Source organism: Pseudomonas sp. 58(2021) (genome assembly GCF_017491585.1).
GTDB lineage: Bacteria > Pseudomonadota > Gammaproteobacteria > Pseudomonadales > Pseudomonadaceae > Aquipseudomonas > Aquipseudomonas fluorescens_BT.
In genome coordinates, this window is record NZ_JAFGYZ010000020.1 from 112688 (window position 1) to 129723 (window position 17036).

Below are 17036 nucleotides of genomic sequence, written 5' to 3' on the forward strand. Positions count from 1 at the left end.
CTGTTCAGCAGGCAATGAACGACAGCGGCAGATCGCGGATCTGCACCGGTGCGCTCGGTTGGTAATGGTCGTCACTGGTCAGTTCGTGCAGCAGTTCTTCGCGCAACTGGTGGAAGTCGAAACTGCTGCGCTGGCGCGGATGGGGCAGGGCGATGTCCACCACCTGTTTGATCCGGCCCGGGCGCGGCTCCATGACCACCACGCGGTCGGCGAGGAAAATCGCTTCCTCGACATCGTGGGTGACCAGAATCGTGGTGATCTTTGCCCGTTCGCGAATCGCCAGCAGTTCGTCCTGCATCTGCTGGCGGGTCAGCGCGTCGAGGGCGCCGAAAGGTTCGTCGAGCAACAGGATCCGTGGGCTCGCCACCAGGCCGCGAGCAATCGCCACGCGCTGAGCCATGCCGCCGGAAAGTTGATGCGGGTAGGCGCGGGTGAAGTCGCGCAGGCCTACCAGTTCGATGAAATCGTTGATGCGTTGCTGCTTTTCGGAGGCAGCCAGCGGCTCGTTCACCAAGCCCAGGCCGATGTTGTCGGCCACCGTCAGCCACGGGAATAGACGGTGCTCCTGAAACACGATGCCGCGCTCGCCACCGACGCCGTTGACGGCTTTGCCATCGACTGTGATCTGCCCGCGAAACTGCGTGTCGAGGCCCACCAACAAGCGCAGCAAAGTGGATTTGCCGCAGCCGCTGGAACCGACGATGGCGACGAATTCGCCCTCGGCAATGTCGAGGTTGAATTCGCGAATCGCCTCCAGTTCGAAACCGTCGACGTCGAAGGATTTGCCTACATGGTTGAAGCTGACAATCGGTGCGTTCATGCGTGTCTCCAGCGGGTGGCGCGGATTTCCAGGCGTTGGCCAATGAGGTTGAGCAGGGCGCCGGTGAGGCCGACCAGCAGCATCCCGGCCATGATCAGGTCCATGCGCAGCAGTTGTTGGGCGCCGATCATCTGGCTGCCGATGCCGCCGTTGGACGGCATGAAATATTCGGCGCCGATGGTGCCCAGCCAGGCGTAGATCAGGCTCAGGCGCAGGCCGGCGAAAATCCCCGGCGCAGCGCCCGGCAATACCAGTCGACGCAGGCGTTGGGCGAGGCTCAGGCGCAGGACCTGCGCGGCTTCGTTGAGCTGTGGCGAGAGGTTGGCGACGCTGCGTTGAGTCGCGACAAACAACGGAAAGAAAGCGGCGAGGGCGACGAACACCCACTTCGCCAATTCGCCCAGACCGAACCAGGCGGTGAGCAACGGCACCCAGGCGAAAATCGCGATCTGGCGCAGGGCGGCGAGGGTCGGGCCGAGCACCCGTTCGCTGGTACGCGACAGACCCAGCAGCAAGCCCAGCAAGAGGCCGAGGCCGCCGCCAATCAACAAGCCGCCGAGTGTGCGGCCCAGGCTCAGGGCCATGCCCGAAATCAATGTGCCGTCGAGCAATCCGTTTTTCGTTGCCTCAAGCACCACCCACGGGCTGACCAGAATGTTGGCATCGATCCATTGCTGATCGACCGCCAGTTGCCACAACGCAAACAGCGCCAGCGGCAGCAGCCACGGCTGCACGCGTTGCCAGCCTTCGTAGCGTGGGCCGCGACGAATTTCCGCCGTGGCCGGGTGCGGCCAGTGCACCAGTTTTCTGTCCAGCAGGCCGATGCCGCGATCCATCGCCACCCCGATCAGGCCGATCACCACGATGCACACAAAGACGATGTCGAGCATGAACAACTGACGCGCCCAGACCATCAGGTAACCGATGCCTTCGCTGGAGGCCAGCAGTTCCACCGCGAGCAATGAAGTCCAGCCAGCGGCCAGCGCCAGGCGCACGCCGGCCATGAACGCCGGGAGGGCGGCGGGCAGCACCAGTCGGCGGATCAACAGACGTGGCGGCAAACGTAAAACAGCGGCGGCTTCACGTAATTTGGGTTGCGCATCGCGCACGCCGACCAGCGTGTGCAGGGTCACCGGCACCACGATGGCCTTGACCAGCACCACCAGTTTCAGCGTTTCGCCGATGCCGAAAAACACCATGAACAGCGGAATCCACGCCAGCGTCGGCACCTGGGCCAGGCCGGTGAAGGTCGGGAAGATCAGGCGTTCGAGGCGACGGCTGAAGCCCAGCGCCGCGCCGAGTACTGCGCCGGCGGAAACGCCCGCGAGCAGGCCCCAGAACAACCGTTGCAGGCTGATCCACAAATGACTCCACAACTCGCCCTGGGACAGCTCGATCGCGCTGCTCCACACCAGTGACGGCGCCGGCAGGATCTGTTCGCTCATCCATTGATTGCGCGCCGCCAGCCACCACAGGGCGAACAGTCCGAGCGGTAATATCCAGGGTAAAACGCGGTGGCTCAGGCGTGGCCAGGTGCGCCGGCTTTTCAACGGCGGTGCGGCCAGTGGCAGGCTGAGCAGGGATTCACGGGCCATGGGTGACCTCCGTTGTCGGGTTGGATCGTGTCAGCGGAATTAGCTGAAAACTAATTGTTATAAGCGAATTTAAAAATAACAATTTTGGAGATAAGCAGCGCCATTTAAGGCCTCCAGCCCTGCACGCATCCAATGCATTCGAAGAATATTTTCGATGCTCTCCATGCATACCGCTCTGCATGTCCCGATTTTGCTGACTTAGCTCGAAAAGCTATAAAAATGTGCGTTTTAAGTATTTAAGTGCTGGTACGGATTGCGCCTACTTTCGGCTCCTCAATGCCCGCCGTGATCAGGAGCCGCACCCATGAACCTTCCCTTCAAACGTGTCATCAGTCTGTTTGCCGCGCCGGCACTGGCGGGTCTGCTGGCGTTCTCTGCCCAGGCCGACGAGCTCAAGGAGATCAGAATTGCCGTGCCGGATCTGAGCGCCGGCACCCAGCACAGCGGTGGAGGCATCGTGGACGTGCTGCGCGATCAGCAGATCTTCGAAAAGGCCTTCGCCGATCAGGGCATCAAGATTCAGTGGAGTTTCTTCAAGGGCGCCGGACCGGTGATCAACGAGGCGTTCGCCAACGGCCAGGTGGACCTGGCCTATCTCGGAGATCTGGCGGCCATCATCGGCAAGTCCAACGGGCTGGATACGCGCCTGCTCAGCGCCAGCGCCCGGGGTGTGAAGCAATACCTGGGCGTGGTGCCGGGTTCGGGGATCAAGACGCTGCAGGATCTTAAGGGCAAGCGCGTGGCGATCTTCCGCGGCACTGCGACCCAGTTGTCGTTCGATGCCGCGTTGGCCAGTGTGGGCCTGAGCGAGAAGGACGTGAAAGTGATCAACCTCGATTTCAACGCAGCGGTAGCGGCGCTGGCGGCGAAGCAGATCGATGCGTCATGGGGCAGCTCCGGGCTGACCGCGTTGCAGGCCAAAGGCCTGGCCGAGTTGCCATTGAACACCAAGGATCTCGGCGGCGCTGGCAGTGTGCAGTCGGTGCTGGTGGGTACCGGCAAATTTGTCGACGGGCATCCGGAAGCCGTGGCGAAGCTGCTCAAGGCGCAGCAGCAGGCCGTGGAGTGGCTGACCCAGGACAGCAACAAGGACGCCTACGTGCAACTGGTCTCGGGACTCGCGAGTTATCCGCCGGTGATCCTGACCCAGGATCTGAAGGATCAGAACCTGAGTGAAGTATTCCCGTCGACACTGGACCCGTTGTTCCTCGAAAACCTGCAGGGCAAGGTGGATCTGGCGGCGCAGCAGAAGCTGATTCGCAAGCCGTTCAAGGTGAACGAGTGGGTAGCGCCTGAGCTGGCGGCTGCGAAACTCTGAGTCATGGGGTCATTCCCGCGCCGAGCGTGGGAATGCCCTCTCAAACCGCGACGCTGATTTCCTGTTTATCCACCGCCACCAACGTCTCGATCATCGCCCGCGCCGCCGGTGACAGCCGGAATCCGGTGCGGCTCACAATCCCGCACCGCGCATTCATGCTCTCCAGGTTCTGCGGCAGGTTGCGCCAGTGCAGCAGCGCCAGCGAGCCCTGGGCGATGTCCTCGACAAACGCCTCTTCGGTGCCCACGCCGATCGCGTTGGATTGCAGCACCACTTTCACCAGCGCCGGAAAATGCTCGGTCTCGATGGTCGGTGAAAAATCGATCCGCCCGCTGAGATTCGCCAGCAGTTTGCGAATGCCCGGCGGGATCAGCGTGGTCGCCAGCGGATAGTCGAACATGTCGTTGGTCGACAGGCTTTCCTTGGCCAGCAGCGGATGCCCCGGCCGGCAGAAAAACACCCCGCGCTTGGGCGTCAGCGGCTGGGTCTGGAAGTTCGGGTCGGATTCGAAATGACGGATGTCGGCGATGAAGAATTCGATCTCTTCGCGGCTCAGGGCGCGGCTGAGCTTTTCCCAGTTATCCACCTGAAAGCGGGTGCGCACTTTCGGGTGCGCATTGATGAATTGCGCCACCGCGTCCGGCACCAGTTTCACCGCCGGCGCCGGGCCGCAACCGAAGTGCAGTTCGCCGGCGTCGAGCTTGGTCATCTGCGTCACTTCGGCGCTGAGCAATGCCGCGCCCTGCACCAGGGTCAGGGCGTGTTGCAGCACCACCTGGCCCTCGGGCGTCGGTCGCAGATCCTTGTTGCCGCGATCGACCAGCACGCAGCCGAACTCCTGCTCCAGCCCTTGAATGCTGCGGCTGAACGCCGGTTGAGTGATGCCCATGGCGTCGGCCGCGCGGACAAAACTGCGGTGTTCGTTGAGGGCGATGAAGTAGCGCAACTGGCGAAGATCCATATGCTTTTCCGGCATCCTAAAAATAGCTCGAAGGCATTTGCGACGAGGTTGCTTGAGGTTTTAAATGCAAGCTCTTATTCCGTCAACGAAGCATGTGAATATCTATTATATGAAAATGGAATATAGATAGAGCGTTGTTTCGCTGCCGTCCAACCGCAAGCAGTCGATGAGGGTCTACCCATGAGCAATGCCGCACTCGCTGTAAAACCCGCTGTCCACGCGCTGGACATTCATCCGGTGGCCGGCCGTATCGGCGCCGAAATCCGTGGCGTGCACTTGTCCGGTGAGCTGGATGCCGCGACGGTTGAAGCCATTCAACAGGCGCTGATCCAGTACAAGGTCGTGTTCTTCCGCGAGCAGACCCAGCTCGACGATCAACGTCAGGAAGCCTTTGCGCACCTGCTCGGCGAGCCGGTGGCGCATCCGACCGTGCCGTCCCGCGAGGGCACCCGTTACCTGCTGGAACTGGACGGCGCCGAAGGGCAGCGCGCCAACTCCTGGCACACCGACGTGACCTTCGTCGATGCCTACCCGAAAGCCTCGATCCTGCGCTCGGTGGTGGCTCCGGCGTTTGGCGGCGACACGCTGTGGGCGAACACCGCGACCGCGTACAACGAACTGCCGACCGAACTGCGTGAACTGGCGGACAAACTGGTGGCCGTGCACAGCAACGAGTACGACTACGCCGGAGCGAAGCCGGACGTGTCGGCGGAGAAGCTCGAGCGCTATCGCAAGATCTTCACCTCGACCGTCTACGAGACCGAGCATCCGGTGGTCCGCGTGCACCCGATCAGCGGCGAAAAGAGCTTGCTGCTGGGGCACTTCGTCAAGCGCATCAAGGGCTATTCCCAGGCCGATTCGGCGCATCTGTTTGGTCTGCTGCAGAGCCATGTCATCCGCCAGGAAAACACCGTGCGCTGGCGCTGGAAGGCCGGTGACGTGGCGATCTGGGATAACCGTTCGACGCAGCATTATGCGATTGATGATTACGGCACTCAGGATCGGGTGGTGCGTCGGGTGACGCTCAAAGGAGAAGTGCCGGTCGGGACGAACGGGCAGCGTAGCCAGACCATCAAAGGCGCTGAAATCGTCGGCGTCTGATAAGACCTCATCGCGGGCAAGCCGGCCATCCGGCTTGCCCGCAGTCCTTTCACCAGACGCCAATCTGAACGAGCTTCTCGGTCTCCGGCTCCCCATAACGAAACCGCTGCCCACGCAAATCAATCTCCTGATGACTGATCGTCGTGCGCCGCTTCAGCCCGCGCACCCACTCGAACAGATACCCCGCGTGCTCCTCGCGCACCGCCGCATGCGCCGGATCCGCGCCCAGATCCTGCAGCTCCTGCGGGTCATTCAACAGATCGAAAAGCTGCGGCCGAAAGCCGTCGTACGCCAGGTATTTCCAGCGCTCGCTGCGCACCATGGTCATGCGGCAGCGGTCGATCGGCTGGCCCAGTCGCTCCCGCGCGGGGGCCTGGAAGGCGTAGTCGTATTCGCTGATCGCATAGCGACGCCAGTCGGGATTCTCGCCGTGCAGCAGCGGAATCAACGAACGGCCCTCCAGGCGATGCTCGGCACCCGCCACGCCCAGCGCGTCGAGAAAGGTCGGCACGCCATCGATGGTTTCCGCCAGGCGTTCATCGACTGTGCCCCGCGTGACATCCGCCGCCGCACGCGGGTCGCGCACGATCAACGGCACGCCCACCGCTTGCTCCAGCAAAAACTCCTTCTCCCCCAGCCAGTGATCGCCCAGAAAGTCGCCGTGATCGCTGGTGAACACGATCAGCGTGTCCTCCCAGCGTCCGTTGCTTTGCAGGAAATCGAACAGCCGCCCCAACTGATCATCGACCTGTTTGACCAGGCCCATGTACGTCGGGATCACGTTCAGTCGTACCGGATCTTTGGAGAAATTCAGGCTTTCCTCATGCTGGCGAAAGGCCTGATAGACCGGGTGGTCGCTTGGAGAGGCATTACGTACCGGTTCGAGAATCGATTTCGTACTGTACAAAGTGTGGTACGGCGACGGTACGATGTAGGGCCAGTGGGGTTTGATATAGGACAGGTGTAAAAACCACGGTTTTTCACCTTGCTCACCGATGAAGTCGATGGCTCGATTTGTAGTGTAGACAGTCTCTGAATGTTGCTCGGGAATTCGCGCCGGCAAATGGGCATTGCGCATCTTCCAGCCGCTGAGGATTTCGCCGTTGTCGCCTTCGGCCGCGTTGGCCCAGTCGTGCCAGGGGTTACGCCCTTCGAAACCCTGTTCGCGCAGGTAATGGGTGTACGGCGCGGATTCGCGTTTGTCATCGAACAGCGGGTCGTCGGGGAAGATGCCGTCGTGACGAAAGTACGGTTCGAAGCCGACTTCATTGAGCACTTCAGCCTGGGCGCTTTCAGGGTTGATCGCCAGCCGCTGCAAGGCATCCACATTGGCCGTGGCGTGGGTCTTGCCGACCAGCGCAGTACGAATGCCGTGGGGGCGCAGGTAATCGCCGATGGTCAGTTCTTCCAGCGGCAGCGGCACGGCGTTCCACGCCACTTGATGGCTGCTGACATAGCGTCCGGTGTAGGCCGACATCCGCGACGGTCCGCAGATCGTGCCCTGTGTATAGGCGCGGCTGAAGCGCACGCCGGCGGCGGCCAGGCGATCGATGTTCGGGGTGTGCAGGTGCGGGTGGCCGTAGCAGGACAGGTAATCGCGGCGCAGTTGATCGCACATGATGTACAGCACGTTGCGCACAGGGTTTTGCGGGTTGGACATGGGGTTCACCAGTCAGAAAGACAGGCGAGGTTTTTCGCTTTCGGCGAGGGTGTTCGGCAAGTGCATTCGGGGAATGTGTTTCATGCAAGAAATGCATCGGCGCCTGCGCAGGCCTCTTCGCGAGCAAGCCCGCTCCCACAGGAGTACGCGTTTCGAATGTGGGAGCGGGCTTGCTCGCGAAGGCGGTGCGTCAGACGGCAAAATTGTCCAGTGAACACACTTCCTCATCCACCGCATCAATCGCCTTGATCTGCTCGATCATCGCTTCGGCCAACGGTGACAACCGATACCCTGCGCGACTGACAATTCCGTAGCGCGTGTACAACTCCTCGAGATCATCCGCCAACCCTTCGATCTTCAAGCACACCAGCTCACCACGAGCCTGATGCAGCGCATCCGAATAGGCACCGACGATACCGATCGCATCCGAGCGCAGCACCACGCCGAGCAGGCTGGCGCTGTTCTCGCACTCCACGTTCGGGACGAAATCCGGGCGGCCGCTGAGGTCGACGATGACCTTGCGCAGGTTCGGTGGACGGATGCTGACGGCCAGTGGATAACTCATCAATTGCTCGGCCGTGATCCGATCCGATGCGGCCAGCGGATGCCCGGCGCGGCAGCAGAAATGCCATTTGCGCGGGCGCAAACGATGGGTCAGGTAATCCGGATCGGCCTCGAAGTGCCGGGTGTCGGCGACGAAGAATTCGAACTCTTCACTCAGCAGTCGCTTGCTCAAACTCTGCCAGTCATCGACCTGGTAAAGCACCCGCGCTTTGGGGTAACGGCCGATGAAGCTGCCGATGGCTCGGGGGATCAATCCTGCCGCCGGCGCCGGGCCGCAACCGAAGCGCAATTCCCCCGCCTCCAGCCCGTTGAACTGGCTGATTTCATTGGCCATCTGCTGCGCACCGCTGACCAGCCGCCGGGCGTGTTCAAGCAGCACCTGCCCCTGTTTGGTCGGCGGCAATTCCTTGCGCCCGCGATCCACCAACTGGCAACCGACGCTGTGTTCCAGCGCCTGAATGCTGCGGCTGAATGCCGACTGCGACAGGTTCACCGCCTGCGCACCGGCGACGAAGCTGCGTTGTTCGGCGAGGGCGATGAAGTGGCGAAGCTGGCGCAAGTCGATATGCATTTTTCACATAAAAAATATCCGGGAAATGCATTGGATATGCATTAGGTCGACTCCTTATAAAGGCAATCTCTTATGCAGTAAATCTTTGTAAAAACATAAATAAATAACTTAAAAGAATATGCGGCACGGAAGATGTCTGCGTGTTTTTTGACCAGGAGCAGTCCCATGAGTCCGTTGAACCTCGCTTCACCGCAGCCGCCACGACGGCTCAAACGTCTGCCCCTGGCCCTGTTGCTGGCGGGGAGTGCCAGTTGGACCCACGGCTACGCTGCGGAAACGGATACCCCTGTGCCGGCACCGGCAGGCAAGACCGCGACCGCCACTTCGCAATTGGAAACCGTGACCGTCACCACCCGCCGCCGCGAAGAAAGTTCTCAGGATGTGCCGACGCCCATGAGCGTGGTCAGTGGCCAGACTCTGGAGACGCAACGGGTCTATCGAATCCAGGATCTGCAGCAACTGGTGCCCAGCGTCAACGTCGCCTACATGCATGCGCGTCAGTCCAGCGTGTCGATTCGCGGTCTGGGCAACAACCCGGCCAGCGACGGCCTGGAAGGCAGCGTCGGCCTGTACATCGACAACGTTTATCTGGGTCGTCCGGGGATGGCGGTGTTCGACCTGATGGACATCGAACAGCTCGAAGTCCTGCGCGGGCCGCAAGGTACGTTGTTTGGCAAGAACACCACCGCCGGGGTGATCAACATCAGCACCCGCGCGCCGAGTTTTACCCCGGAACGCAGCATCGAAACCTCGGTCGGCGAGGACGGTTATTTCCAGACCAAGGGCACGCTTTCCGGGCCGCTCAACGATCAACTGGCCGGGCGAATTTCCGCCTATCGCACCCGTAGCGATGGCGACATCAAAAACGAATTCAACGGCCACGATTTGAACGGTGGTTCCCGTGACGGCTTCCGGGCGCAGTTGCTGTTCAAGCCCAACGAAAACTTCAATCTGCGCTGGATCGGTGATTACAACGAAGAGGATTCCAGCGCCGGCACCCGCGTGCTGTACAACACCGGGCCGACCATCAATGGCGTCAATCTCTACTCGGCTCGCGCCGCCGCTGCCGGCGCGACGCTGGTCAACGGCTCGCACCGCAAGGTCAATCTGGACAGCGACCAGCACGTCACCGTGCATCAGGGCGGCACGTCGGTGGAGGCCAACTGGACCCTGCCGAGCGACTTCACCCTGACCTCGGTCAGTTCCTATCGCTACTGGAATTTCACCCCGCGCAACGACGATGGCCTCAACGTGCCAGCGAGCTACAACGCCGGGGTCTCGGTGGAGGACAAGCAGTATTCCCAGGAATTTCGCCTCGCCTCGCCCAAGGGCGAGTTCTTCGATTACGTCCTCGGCGCCTACTATTTCGGCTCGGACCTGGACAACAAATCCTTCGCCTATTACGGCCCGCAGGCAGATATCTGGAACGGCACGCCACGGGGTGCGCTGGCCAACGTCAACAGCGTCGGCCGTGGCCACATCAAGACCGACAGTTTCGCGCTGTTCGCCCAAGGCACCTGGCACCTGACCCCGCGTCTGGATTTCACCGCCGGGGTGCGTGGCACCTATGAAGAGAAGAACGCCTGGGTCAATCGTGATGCGCCGCAGGGTGGCGCAGCAGTGACTGGTGCTGCTGCCACCGCGCGACGCGGCCGGACCGGCGCCTACGATTCCGGCGATTTGAATCAGTACAGCTCCAGCCCGTCCGGATTGCTCAACCTGAGTTATCGCTTCACCGATGATCTGCTCGGCTACGCCACGTTGTCACACGGCGAGAAATCCGGTGGGGTCAACCTGGTGGTCGGCTCGGCACCGACCGCTGGCGCCGACTCCCTGCTGATCGGCACCGAGCGCGCCAACAACGCCGAACTCGGCTTCAAGAGCACGCTGTGGGATCGGCGTTTGCAGCTCAACGCCAACGTGTTCTGGACTCAGGTCAACGCTTACCAGACCAACGCCTACGACGACGTCAACCGTGTGCAATACCTGACCAACGCCGGCTCAGTGCGCTCACGCGGGGTGGAGTTCGAAAGCACCGTGATTCCGCTGCGCGGTCTGACGCTGAACTTCAACGGCTCGTTCAACGACGTCAGTTACCTCTCGTACAAGGACGCACCGTGCCCACCTGAAGTCAGTCAGGCGCCGGGGGCTCCGGCCTCTTGCGACCTCAGTGGGCATCAGGTGGTCGGCGCCTCGAAATGGATCGGCAACGCCAACGGCAAATACGAATGGAATCTGGCCAACGGACTGCAACCCTACGTCACTGGCAGCTACGCGTTCCGCTCCAAAGCGGTGGGCACGGTCGAAGATTCCGACTATGGCCAGATCCCGAGTTACGCGGTGGTCAATCTCTCCACCGGCCTGCGCGGCGATTTCAATCAGGGACAGTGGGATGTCTCGCTGTGGCTGAAAAACGCCTTCGACAAAACCTACTACACGACTCTGTGGACCGGCGGCAACGGCGGCTATGAAGGTCTGCTCGGCACGCCGCGCACCCTCGGCGTCACCGGTCGCTACGACTTCTGATCGATGCCGGCGACCAGCGCTTCAATCCGGACAACCTGTTGCAAGGTGGTCTGGCGCCTGGGGCCGAACCTGGAAAAGGCAACAGACCAATGCCAGTCGTTAGTTATCAAGACTCTTCCGAATCGAAATAAGTTATGAGCGACATGAATAGTGCATATAGCAATATCGTTGAAAAGTCCCGTGGACAATAAGTCAATGTCCAACCATCCTGAGTCTCGTGAGTTTCCAGGAGGAAACTTGCTCTCATCGGAAGACACTTATCCAACGATAAAGGGAATCTCGTTATGTCGAGCATTAATGGCAACTATGTAAACGCTAACGCTGGCGCCAAACTGACGATCACCGATGGCAACGACTCCAACGGCACCTTCAGCGGAAAGTTCAGCCAGAACGGCGTGAACTACGACATCGCGTACGGTCACTATCACTTCCAGAACAGCACCGGGCAGCCTACGATCATTACTTTCGCGGCTTTGAATGACGGCACTGGCTATCAGTCCTGGACGCTGTTCTCGCCGGATCACACCTACTCGAAAGTTCGTGCGGTGGGTTCTCGTACCAACTTTGACGGTGATGTAGTCGGTCTGGCCGGGGAGTTTGTGAAGCAATAAGAAATTCCGTAAATCGAAGGCCGATGCATTAAACATGCATCGGCCTTTTTGTTTGTCTACAAAAAAGTTCGTCAACTATCACCTTGGTATTAGTTGTCACCGAATCCCGGGTCCTCGATAAACCGATGCCTTGGATGAATACTTTTTATGCCAGGAAAGCATGTCGATTTCGGCGAGCCGCTGGAAGCCTTGCAGGCCGTGGCTTTGGCGGAAATGATCGCTTCTTATATTCCATAAATGTCTATTCATAACATGAAAGATTACTTTCGGAGATAAGCCTCCAGACCCAATGATTGACCCATCGATCACGCCGTGGGGGATTCAACAAGCGGCGGATCGGCTACGCGAAAAAACGCAAAGAGACCGCAGGGAGTAAATCAATGGGCAATGTCCAGACCGCCGCCAGTGCACAGGAGGTGCTGTGGCGCCAGGCGCCGAGCGGCGAGTTGGTCGATCTCGGCCGGCCCCATCGTGTGCCGTTGGGGCAGCTGCGTTTGCAGCGCGTGCCCAAGGGCATTCTGAGCCGCCGCGAAACGATTCTGCTCGGCGTTCTGGCGCTGGTGGTGCATGGCGCGGTGATCTACTGGATCAATCAGCATCCGACGCCGGCGCTGCCGATCGTGCCGCCGGAAATTCCACCGATGACCATCGAGTTTTCGCGTCCGGCACCCCCGGCGCCGCCTGTGGTTGTACCGCCGCCACCGGCACCGGTGGTCGAGCCACCGCCGCCGGTGGAGGACGAACTGGCAACCAAGCCACCACCGAAACCGAAGCCGATTCCCAAACCGAAACCGGTCGCCAAACCTGTTCCGAAACCAGCGCCAAAAGCCGTCGAGCAACCCCCGGCTCCGCCACAACCGGCCGCTCCGGTCGCCGCGCCAGCACCACCTGCACCACCGGCGCCTGCTCCGGTGACCCCGGCCTCGGCCAACGCCGCGTACCTGAAGAACCCGGCGCCGGAGTATCCGTCGCTGGCCCAGCGTCGCGGTTGGGAAGGCACGGTGTTGTTGCGGGTGCACGTGTTGGCCAGCGGCAAGCCGGGCGAGATCCAGATTCAGAAAAGCAGTGGCCGGCAACAGCTCGACGATGCTGCGCTGGACGCCGTGAAGCGCTGGAGCTTCGTGCCGGCCAAGCAGGGTGATGTCGCCCAGGACGGCTGGGTCAGCGTACCCATCGATTTCAAGATTCATTAAACCGAAACCAATTTCGCGCTAAACGTTTACACGAGGGAACACATCATGACGTTACTGGCATCTCCACTGGAATCCATCGAAAGCGCGGTGATCTGGCTGCTGGTGGTCTTCTCTGTCGCTACCTGGGGCCTGGCATTGCTCAAGGCTGTGCAGTTCGGCCGGTTGAAGGCGCAGGACCGCAAATTTCACAAGCGCTTCTGGGCGGCGTCGAGTCTGGACTCCGCCGCCGAGTTGAGCGAAACCCAGCCCGGCGCCGCAGCGCGGGTGGCACAGGCCGGTTATGCGGCGATACAAGTGGGCGAGGCGCCGCAGGCCAATGACCTGAGCCAGGCGATCAATCATCAGGATCGCCTCGAACGTGCCTTGCGCCAGCAGATCGTCCGCGAGCGCCGTTCGCTGGAAACCGGTCTGGCGGTGGTCGCGAGTATTGGCAGCACCTCGCCGTTCATTGGTCTGTTCGGCACGGTGTGGGGAATCATGGAAGCGTTGAAAGGCATCAGCGCGGCGGGCTCGGCGAGCCTGGAGACGGTCGCCGGCCCCATCGGTGCAGCGCTGGTCGCCACCGGGGTGGGGATCGCGGTCGCGGTGCCGGCGGTGCTGGTTTACAACTACTTTTTGCGTCGCCTGAAACTGACGGCGGCGGACCTGGACGACTTTGCCCACGACTTCTATAGCCTGGCGCAAAAGAGCGCGTTCCGCGTGTTGATCCACCCGACCGCACACAAAGCTGCGGCTCAGGGCAACGCAACAAAAGTGAAGGAGGCGTCCTGATATGGCCTTCTCCACGCAAGACAGCGACGAGGTGCTGAGCGAGATCAACGTGACGCCGCTGGTGGACGTGATGCTGGTGCTGCTGGTGGTGTTCATCGTCACCGCGCCGCTTTTGACCAACGCGATACCGATCAACCTGCCGAAGACCGAAGCGGTGGCGCCGGTCGAGCAGAAAGACCCGTTGGTGGTGAGCATCGACGGTGCAGGAAAGCTGTTTATCAACAAGGACGAAATCCAGCCGGACCTGCTGGAGTTCAACCTCAAATCGGCCAAGGCCAAGGACCCGGAAGTGCGCGTGCAATTGCAGGCCGACGACGGGGTGAATTACGGCGAAGTGGCGCGAGCCATGGCTTCGATTGAGCGGGCGGGCATCACCAAGCTGTCGGTGATCACTGCACGATAAGGGTTTCACGTTTTTCCGGGGCCGTCTCCTTGGCAGGGTGCGGCCCCTTTTTTGTCTGTTGCTTAATATGCATTTCAGGTCTTAATAAATAGCTTCTTATTCCTTAACGAATATAAATCCCGTCCCTATACTCGTTCAGGAACAGACACGACGCAGGAGAGCTCCCCCATGCGCAACGAATCAATCCGCTATCTGATTGTGCCGGGCTGGCAAGGATCGCCAGAAGATCATTGGCAAACCCACTGGCAGAACAGCCTGCCCAACAGCGCGCGGGTGGAGCAGGCCGACTGGCTGACGCCGCGTCGTGAAGACTGGGTCGCGGCGCTGGCCGAGGCGATTGCCGCCGACAGCTCGCCAGTGATTCTCATCGCGCACAGCCTGGGCTGCATCACCGTGGCGCACTGGGCGGCCACCGCGCCGCTGCATCATTTGCGTCAAGTGCGGGGGGCGCTGCTGGTGGCGCCAGCGGATGTCGAACGCCCGGCCTGCGTGCCGGCACTGCGCAATTTCGCACCGATCCCGACCGATCTGCTGCCGTTCCCGAGCCAGGTCGTCAGCTCCGACAACGACGCCGCCGTCAGTGCGCCGCGTGCGCTGGAACTGGCGCGCAACTGGGGCGCCGAGGCGGGGATTCTCGCGGGCGCCGGCCATATCAATGTGAAGTCCGGGCATCAACGCTGGGAGCAGGGATTCGCTTATCTGTATCGCCTGCAGAACCGCATGGAACACCACGCCCGGCGCCGAGCCTGACCCATTTTATTTTTTCAACGCCCCCGTCTCCCGGCGATTTGGGGCGGGAGTCTGCCATGAGTCTTGAAACCTTCGGTCAGCCGTTGCTGACCTTTCCCGATGCGGAAAAAAGTCCCCTGAGCATCCGCGCCAAGGCGCTGGTGTTCGTCGATCCACGCTCGCGCCAGTTGCGCGAGGAAATGGCCCAGCTCGCACCGCGTTCGATCTCGGTGTTGATTCGTGGCGAGACCGGCACCGGCAAGGAATTGCTCGCCCGCCACATCCACCGCGCCAGTGATCGCAGCGGCTTGTTTGTCTCGGTCAATTGCGGGGCGATCAGCCCGACGTATGCCGATGCCGAATTGTTCGGCTACGCCGCCGGCAGCTACAGCGGTTCGGCCAGCAGCCGCGCCGGCTGGTTCGGCTCGGCCAACGGCGGCACCTTGTACCTGGACGAGATCGGCGATCTGCCGCTGCCGATCCAGGTCAAGTTGCTTTCCGCCCTGGAAAACCACGAAGTCACCCGTGTCGGCGCTCATCAACCAAGCCCGGTGGACGTGCGCCTGGTAGCGGCGACCAGCATCGATCTGGCGCAAGCAGTGGCAGCGGGAAAATTCCACGAGCGTCTCTATCACTATCTCAGCGAAGGGCATCTGGAACTGCCGGCATTGCGCGCGCGGGTTGGCGATATTCTGTCGTTGGCCGAGTACTTCCTCGGCATTTACAGCCAGCGTCTGGATCTGCCGGTGCCGCTGATCAGCGAAGCGGCGCAGCAGGTGCTGGAGCAGCACAGCTGGCCGGGCAACACCCGGGAACTGGAAAACGTCATTCATTTTGCCCTGCTGGTGAGCACCGGCGACGAAATCCTGCCGGAGCACCTGAACCTGCCCGAGGTGTCTGGGCCGCTGGTTCAGATCGAGCGTCAGGTGGCGAGCATCAGCCTCAACGGCACTGCCGACGAACGTAAGGCATTGAAAGAATTGCTGTTGAGCCTGAGCGAGGCGTTGTAACCCTTTTGTTCAACATGAACAAAATGGAATATGAAGCTGAATAAACGTTATTGTCCGGGAATAAAAAATCCCGGTATTGTCCGCTTCACGCCAGCAGTAGCACATCGCTGGCACACGTATTAATGCCGTCGTCGATGACGACCGTGATTTTCGACTAAGGACACTGCATGAAAAAGGTTCTGTTGTTTACCGCATTGGCGGCTGCTCTGACTGCTTCCCTGGCCCAGGCCGGCGAGAAACTGGTGGTTGCTGCGACCCCGGTTCCACACGCCGAAATCCTCGAGCTGATCAAGCCGACCCTCGCCAAAGAAGGCGTGGATCTGGAAATCAAGGTCTTCACCGACTACGTACAGCCGAACGTACAGGTGGGCGAGAAGCGTCTGGACGCCAACTACTTCCAGACCCTGCCGTACCTGAACAGCTTCAACCAGGGCAAATACAAGGACGACAAGGCCAAGTACCTGGTGACCGTGCAAGGCGTTCACGTTGAACCGTTCGGCGGCTACTCGAGCAAGTACAAGACCCTGGCTGAACTGCCGGACGGCGCTACCATCGCCATTCCGAACGAAGGCAGCAACAGCGGTCGTGCACTGATCCTGCTGCAGAAGGCCGGCCTGATCGAGCTGAAAGATCCGAAGAACGCTCTGGCTACGCCAAAAGACATCGCCAAGAACCCGCACAACTTCAAGTTCAAGGAACTGGAATCGGCCCTGCTGCCGCGTGTTCTGAAAGAAGTCGACCTGGACATGATCAACACCAACTACGCGCTGGAAGCCAAGTTGAACCCGACCAAGGACGCCCTGGTGATCGAAGGCGCGGATTCGCCTTACGTGAACTTCCTGGTGGCCCGTGAGGACAACAAGAACAGCGACGCCATCAAGAAACTGGCCGCGGCCCTGACCAGCCCTGAAGTCAAAGCGTTCATCGAGAAGAAGTACAACGGCGCGGTACTGCCGGCGTTCTGATCCGACGCAACAGCAACCCCCTTCAAGGTTGAAAAAAACGCCGATGACCAGTGATGGTCATCGGCGTTTTTGTGTGTGCTTCAAAAGCCCCCTCACCCTAACCCTCTCCCGGTGTATGTACCGGAGACATGGTGAACACATGTTCGGAGACATGGTGGACGGTTTTTAGATCCTCTTACCTGCCGTAACAATCTGCAAGTTCAAGTCGATTCGGGCGATACGATGTCTACTCCAGTAG

General features: G+C 60.7%; 15 protein-coding genes. 10 read left to right on the forward strand and 5 right to left on the reverse strand.

Annotated features, from left to right (window positions below; all coding sequences use genetic code 11):
- Nucleotides 1–4: 4 nt before the first annotated feature.
- Together J5M72_RS22010 and J5M72_RS22015 are read right to left on the reverse strand one after the other, a co-directional pair.
- Nucleotides 5–820 carry an ABC transporter ATP-binding protein gene (locus tag J5M72_RS22010; RefSeq protein ID WP_207867086.1) on the reverse strand — a complete coding sequence of 272 codons (816 nt, stop codon included), beginning with the start codon at nt 818–820 and terminating at the stop codon, nt 5–7.
- Nucleotides 817–2415 (reverse strand): ABC transporter permease, encoded by a 1599-nt coding sequence (locus tag J5M72_RS22015; RefSeq protein ID WP_207867087.1) that lies wholly within the window; start codon nt 2413–2415, stop codon nt 817–819. Before J5M72_RS22015 ends, J5M72_RS22010 begins: the two co-directional genes overlap by 4 nt.
- A 304-nt stretch (nt 2416–2719) precedes the next feature.
- On the opposite strand from J5M72_RS22015, the gene J5M72_RS22020 reads away from it, so the two are divergent.
- Nucleotides 2720–3733 (forward strand): ABC transporter substrate-binding protein, encoded by a 1014-nt coding sequence (locus J5M72_RS22020; RefSeq protein WP_011331920.1) that lies wholly within the window; start codon nt 2720–2722, stop codon nt 3731–3733.
- Between the two features lie 40 nt (nt 3734–3773).
- On the opposite strand, the gene J5M72_RS22025 is transcribed toward J5M72_RS22020, so the two are convergent.
- Nucleotides 3774–4694 carry a LysR family transcriptional regulator gene (locus tag J5M72_RS22025; protein ID WP_169428362.1) on the reverse strand — a complete coding sequence of 307 codons (921 nt, stop codon included), beginning with the start codon at nt 4692–4694 and terminating at the stop codon, nt 3774–3776.
- 180 nt (nt 4695–4874) lie between these two features.
- On the opposite strand from J5M72_RS22025, the gene J5M72_RS22030 reads away from it, so the two are divergent.
- Nucleotides 4875–5795: a TauD/TfdA family dioxygenase gene (locus tag J5M72_RS22030; RefSeq protein ID WP_207867088.1), complete on the forward strand. Its 921-nt coding sequence runs from the start codon at nt 4875–4877 to the stop codon at nt 5793–5795.
- 49 nt (nt 5796–5844) lie between these two features.
- Here J5M72_RS22030 and J5M72_RS22035 read toward each other — a convergent pair whose 3' ends face one another.
- Nucleotides 5845–7455 carry an alkaline phosphatase family protein gene (locus tag J5M72_RS22035; protein WP_207867089.1) on the reverse strand — a complete coding sequence of 537 codons (1611 nt, stop codon included), beginning with the start codon at nt 7453–7455 and terminating at the stop codon, nt 5845–5847.
- Between the two features lie 190 nt (nt 7456–7645).
- Complete coding sequence (locus tag J5M72_RS22040; protein ID WP_207867090.1) at nt 7646–8590, reverse strand: LysR family transcriptional regulator; 945 nt, start codon at nt 8588–8590, stop codon at nt 7646–7648.
- Between the two features lie 165 nt (nt 8591–8755).
- Between J5M72_RS22040 and J5M72_RS22045 the strand changes: the two genes are divergently transcribed.
- From J5M72_RS22045 to J5M72_RS22080, 8 genes are all read left to right on the forward strand, one after another.
- Complete coding sequence (locus J5M72_RS22045; RefSeq protein WP_207867091.1) at nt 8756–11116, forward strand: TonB-dependent receptor; 2361 nt, start codon at nt 8756–8758, stop codon at nt 11114–11116.
- Nucleotides 11117–11400: 284 nt separating this feature from the next.
- Nucleotides 11401–11727 carry a hypothetical protein gene (locus J5M72_RS22050; protein WP_207867092.1) on the forward strand — a complete coding sequence of 109 codons (327 nt, stop codon included), beginning with the start codon at nt 11401–11403 and terminating at the stop codon, nt 11725–11727.
- Nucleotides 11728–12107: 380 nt separating this feature from the next.
- A complete protein-coding gene (locus J5M72_RS22055; RefSeq protein WP_207867093.1) occupies nt 12108–12920 on the forward strand; it encodes an energy transducer TonB in 813 nt (270 codons plus the stop codon).
- A 45-nt stretch (nt 12921–12965) separates the two neighbouring features.
- Nucleotides 12966–13691 (forward strand): MotA/TolQ/ExbB proton channel family protein, encoded by a 726-nt coding sequence (locus J5M72_RS22060; RefSeq protein ID WP_039764509.1) that lies wholly within the window; start codon nt 12966–12968, stop codon nt 13689–13691.
- Nucleotide 13692: 1 nt separating this feature from the next.
- Nucleotides 13693–14094 carry a biopolymer transporter ExbD gene (locus J5M72_RS22065; RefSeq protein ID WP_003220570.1) on the forward strand — a complete coding sequence of 134 codons (402 nt, stop codon included), beginning with the start codon at nt 13693–13695 and terminating at the stop codon, nt 14092–14094.
- A 168-nt stretch (nt 14095–14262) separates the two neighbouring features.
- Nucleotides 14263–14844, forward strand: coding sequence for an alpha/beta hydrolase (locus J5M72_RS22070; RefSeq protein ID WP_007952774.1), 582 nt, complete (start codon nt 14263–14265; stop codon nt 14842–14844).
- Between the two features lie 56 nt (nt 14845–14900).
- Nucleotides 14901–15833 (forward strand): sigma 54-interacting transcriptional regulator, encoded by a 933-nt coding sequence (locus tag J5M72_RS22075; protein ID WP_169428367.1) that lies wholly within the window; start codon nt 14901–14903, stop codon nt 15831–15833.
- A gap of 167 nt (nt 15834–16000) precedes the next feature.
- Nucleotides 16001–16798, forward strand: coding sequence for a MetQ/NlpA family ABC transporter substrate-binding protein (locus J5M72_RS22080; protein WP_007952772.1), 798 nt, complete (start codon nt 16001–16003; stop codon nt 16796–16798).
- Nucleotides 16799–17036 lie beyond the last annotated feature (238 nt).

Excerpts from the sequence above, each read along its gene's own strand:
- J5M72_RS22010 (WP_207867086.1), bottom strand. The coding sequence starts at position 820 with ATGAACGCACCGATTGTCAGCTTCAACCATGTAGGCAAATCCTTCGAC.
- J5M72_RS22015 (WP_207867087.1), bottom strand. The coding sequence starts at position 2,415 with ATGGCCCGTGAATCCCTGCTCAGCCTGCCACTGGCCGCACCGCCGTTG.
- J5M72_RS22020 (WP_011331920.1), top strand. The coding sequence starts at position 2,720 with ATGAACCTTCCCTTCAAACGTGTCATCAGTCTGTTTGCCGCGCCGGCA.
- J5M72_RS22025 (WP_169428362.1), bottom strand. The coding sequence starts at position 4,694 with ATGGATCTTCGCCAGTTGCGCTACTTCATCGCCCTCAACGAACACCGC.
- J5M72_RS22030 (WP_207867088.1), top strand. The coding sequence starts at position 4,875 with ATGAGCAATGCCGCACTCGCTGTAAAACCCGCTGTCCACGCGCTGGAC.
- J5M72_RS22035 (WP_207867089.1), bottom strand. The coding sequence starts at position 7,455 with ATGTCCAACCCGCAAAACCCTGTGCGCAACGTGCTGTACATCATGTGC.
- J5M72_RS22040 (WP_207867090.1), bottom strand. The coding sequence starts at position 8,590 with ATGCATATCGACTTGCGCCAGCTTCGCCACTTCATCGCCCTCGCCGAA.
- J5M72_RS22045 (WP_207867091.1), top strand. The coding sequence starts at position 8,756 with ATGAGTCCGTTGAACCTCGCTTCACCGCAGCCGCCACGACGGCTCAAA.
- J5M72_RS22050 (WP_207867092.1), top strand. The coding sequence starts at position 11,401 with ATGTCGAGCATTAATGGCAACTATGTAAACGCTAACGCTGGCGCCAAA.
- J5M72_RS22055 (WP_207867093.1), top strand. The coding sequence starts at position 12,108 with ATGGGCAATGTCCAGACCGCCGCCAGTGCACAGGAGGTGCTGTGGCGC.
- J5M72_RS22060 (WP_039764509.1), top strand. The coding sequence starts at position 12,966 with ATGACGTTACTGGCATCTCCACTGGAATCCATCGAAAGCGCGGTGATC.
- J5M72_RS22065 (WP_003220570.1), top strand. The coding sequence starts at position 13,693 with ATGGCCTTCTCCACGCAAGACAGCGACGAGGTGCTGAGCGAGATCAAC.
- J5M72_RS22070 (WP_007952774.1), top strand. The coding sequence starts at position 14,263 with ATGCGCAACGAATCAATCCGCTATCTGATTGTGCCGGGCTGGCAAGGA.
- J5M72_RS22075 (WP_169428367.1), top strand. The coding sequence starts at position 14,901 with ATGAGTCTTGAAACCTTCGGTCAGCCGTTGCTGACCTTTCCCGATGCG.
- J5M72_RS22080 (WP_007952772.1), top strand. The coding sequence starts at position 16,001 with ATGAAAAAGGTTCTGTTGTTTACCGCATTGGCGGCTGCTCTGACTGCT.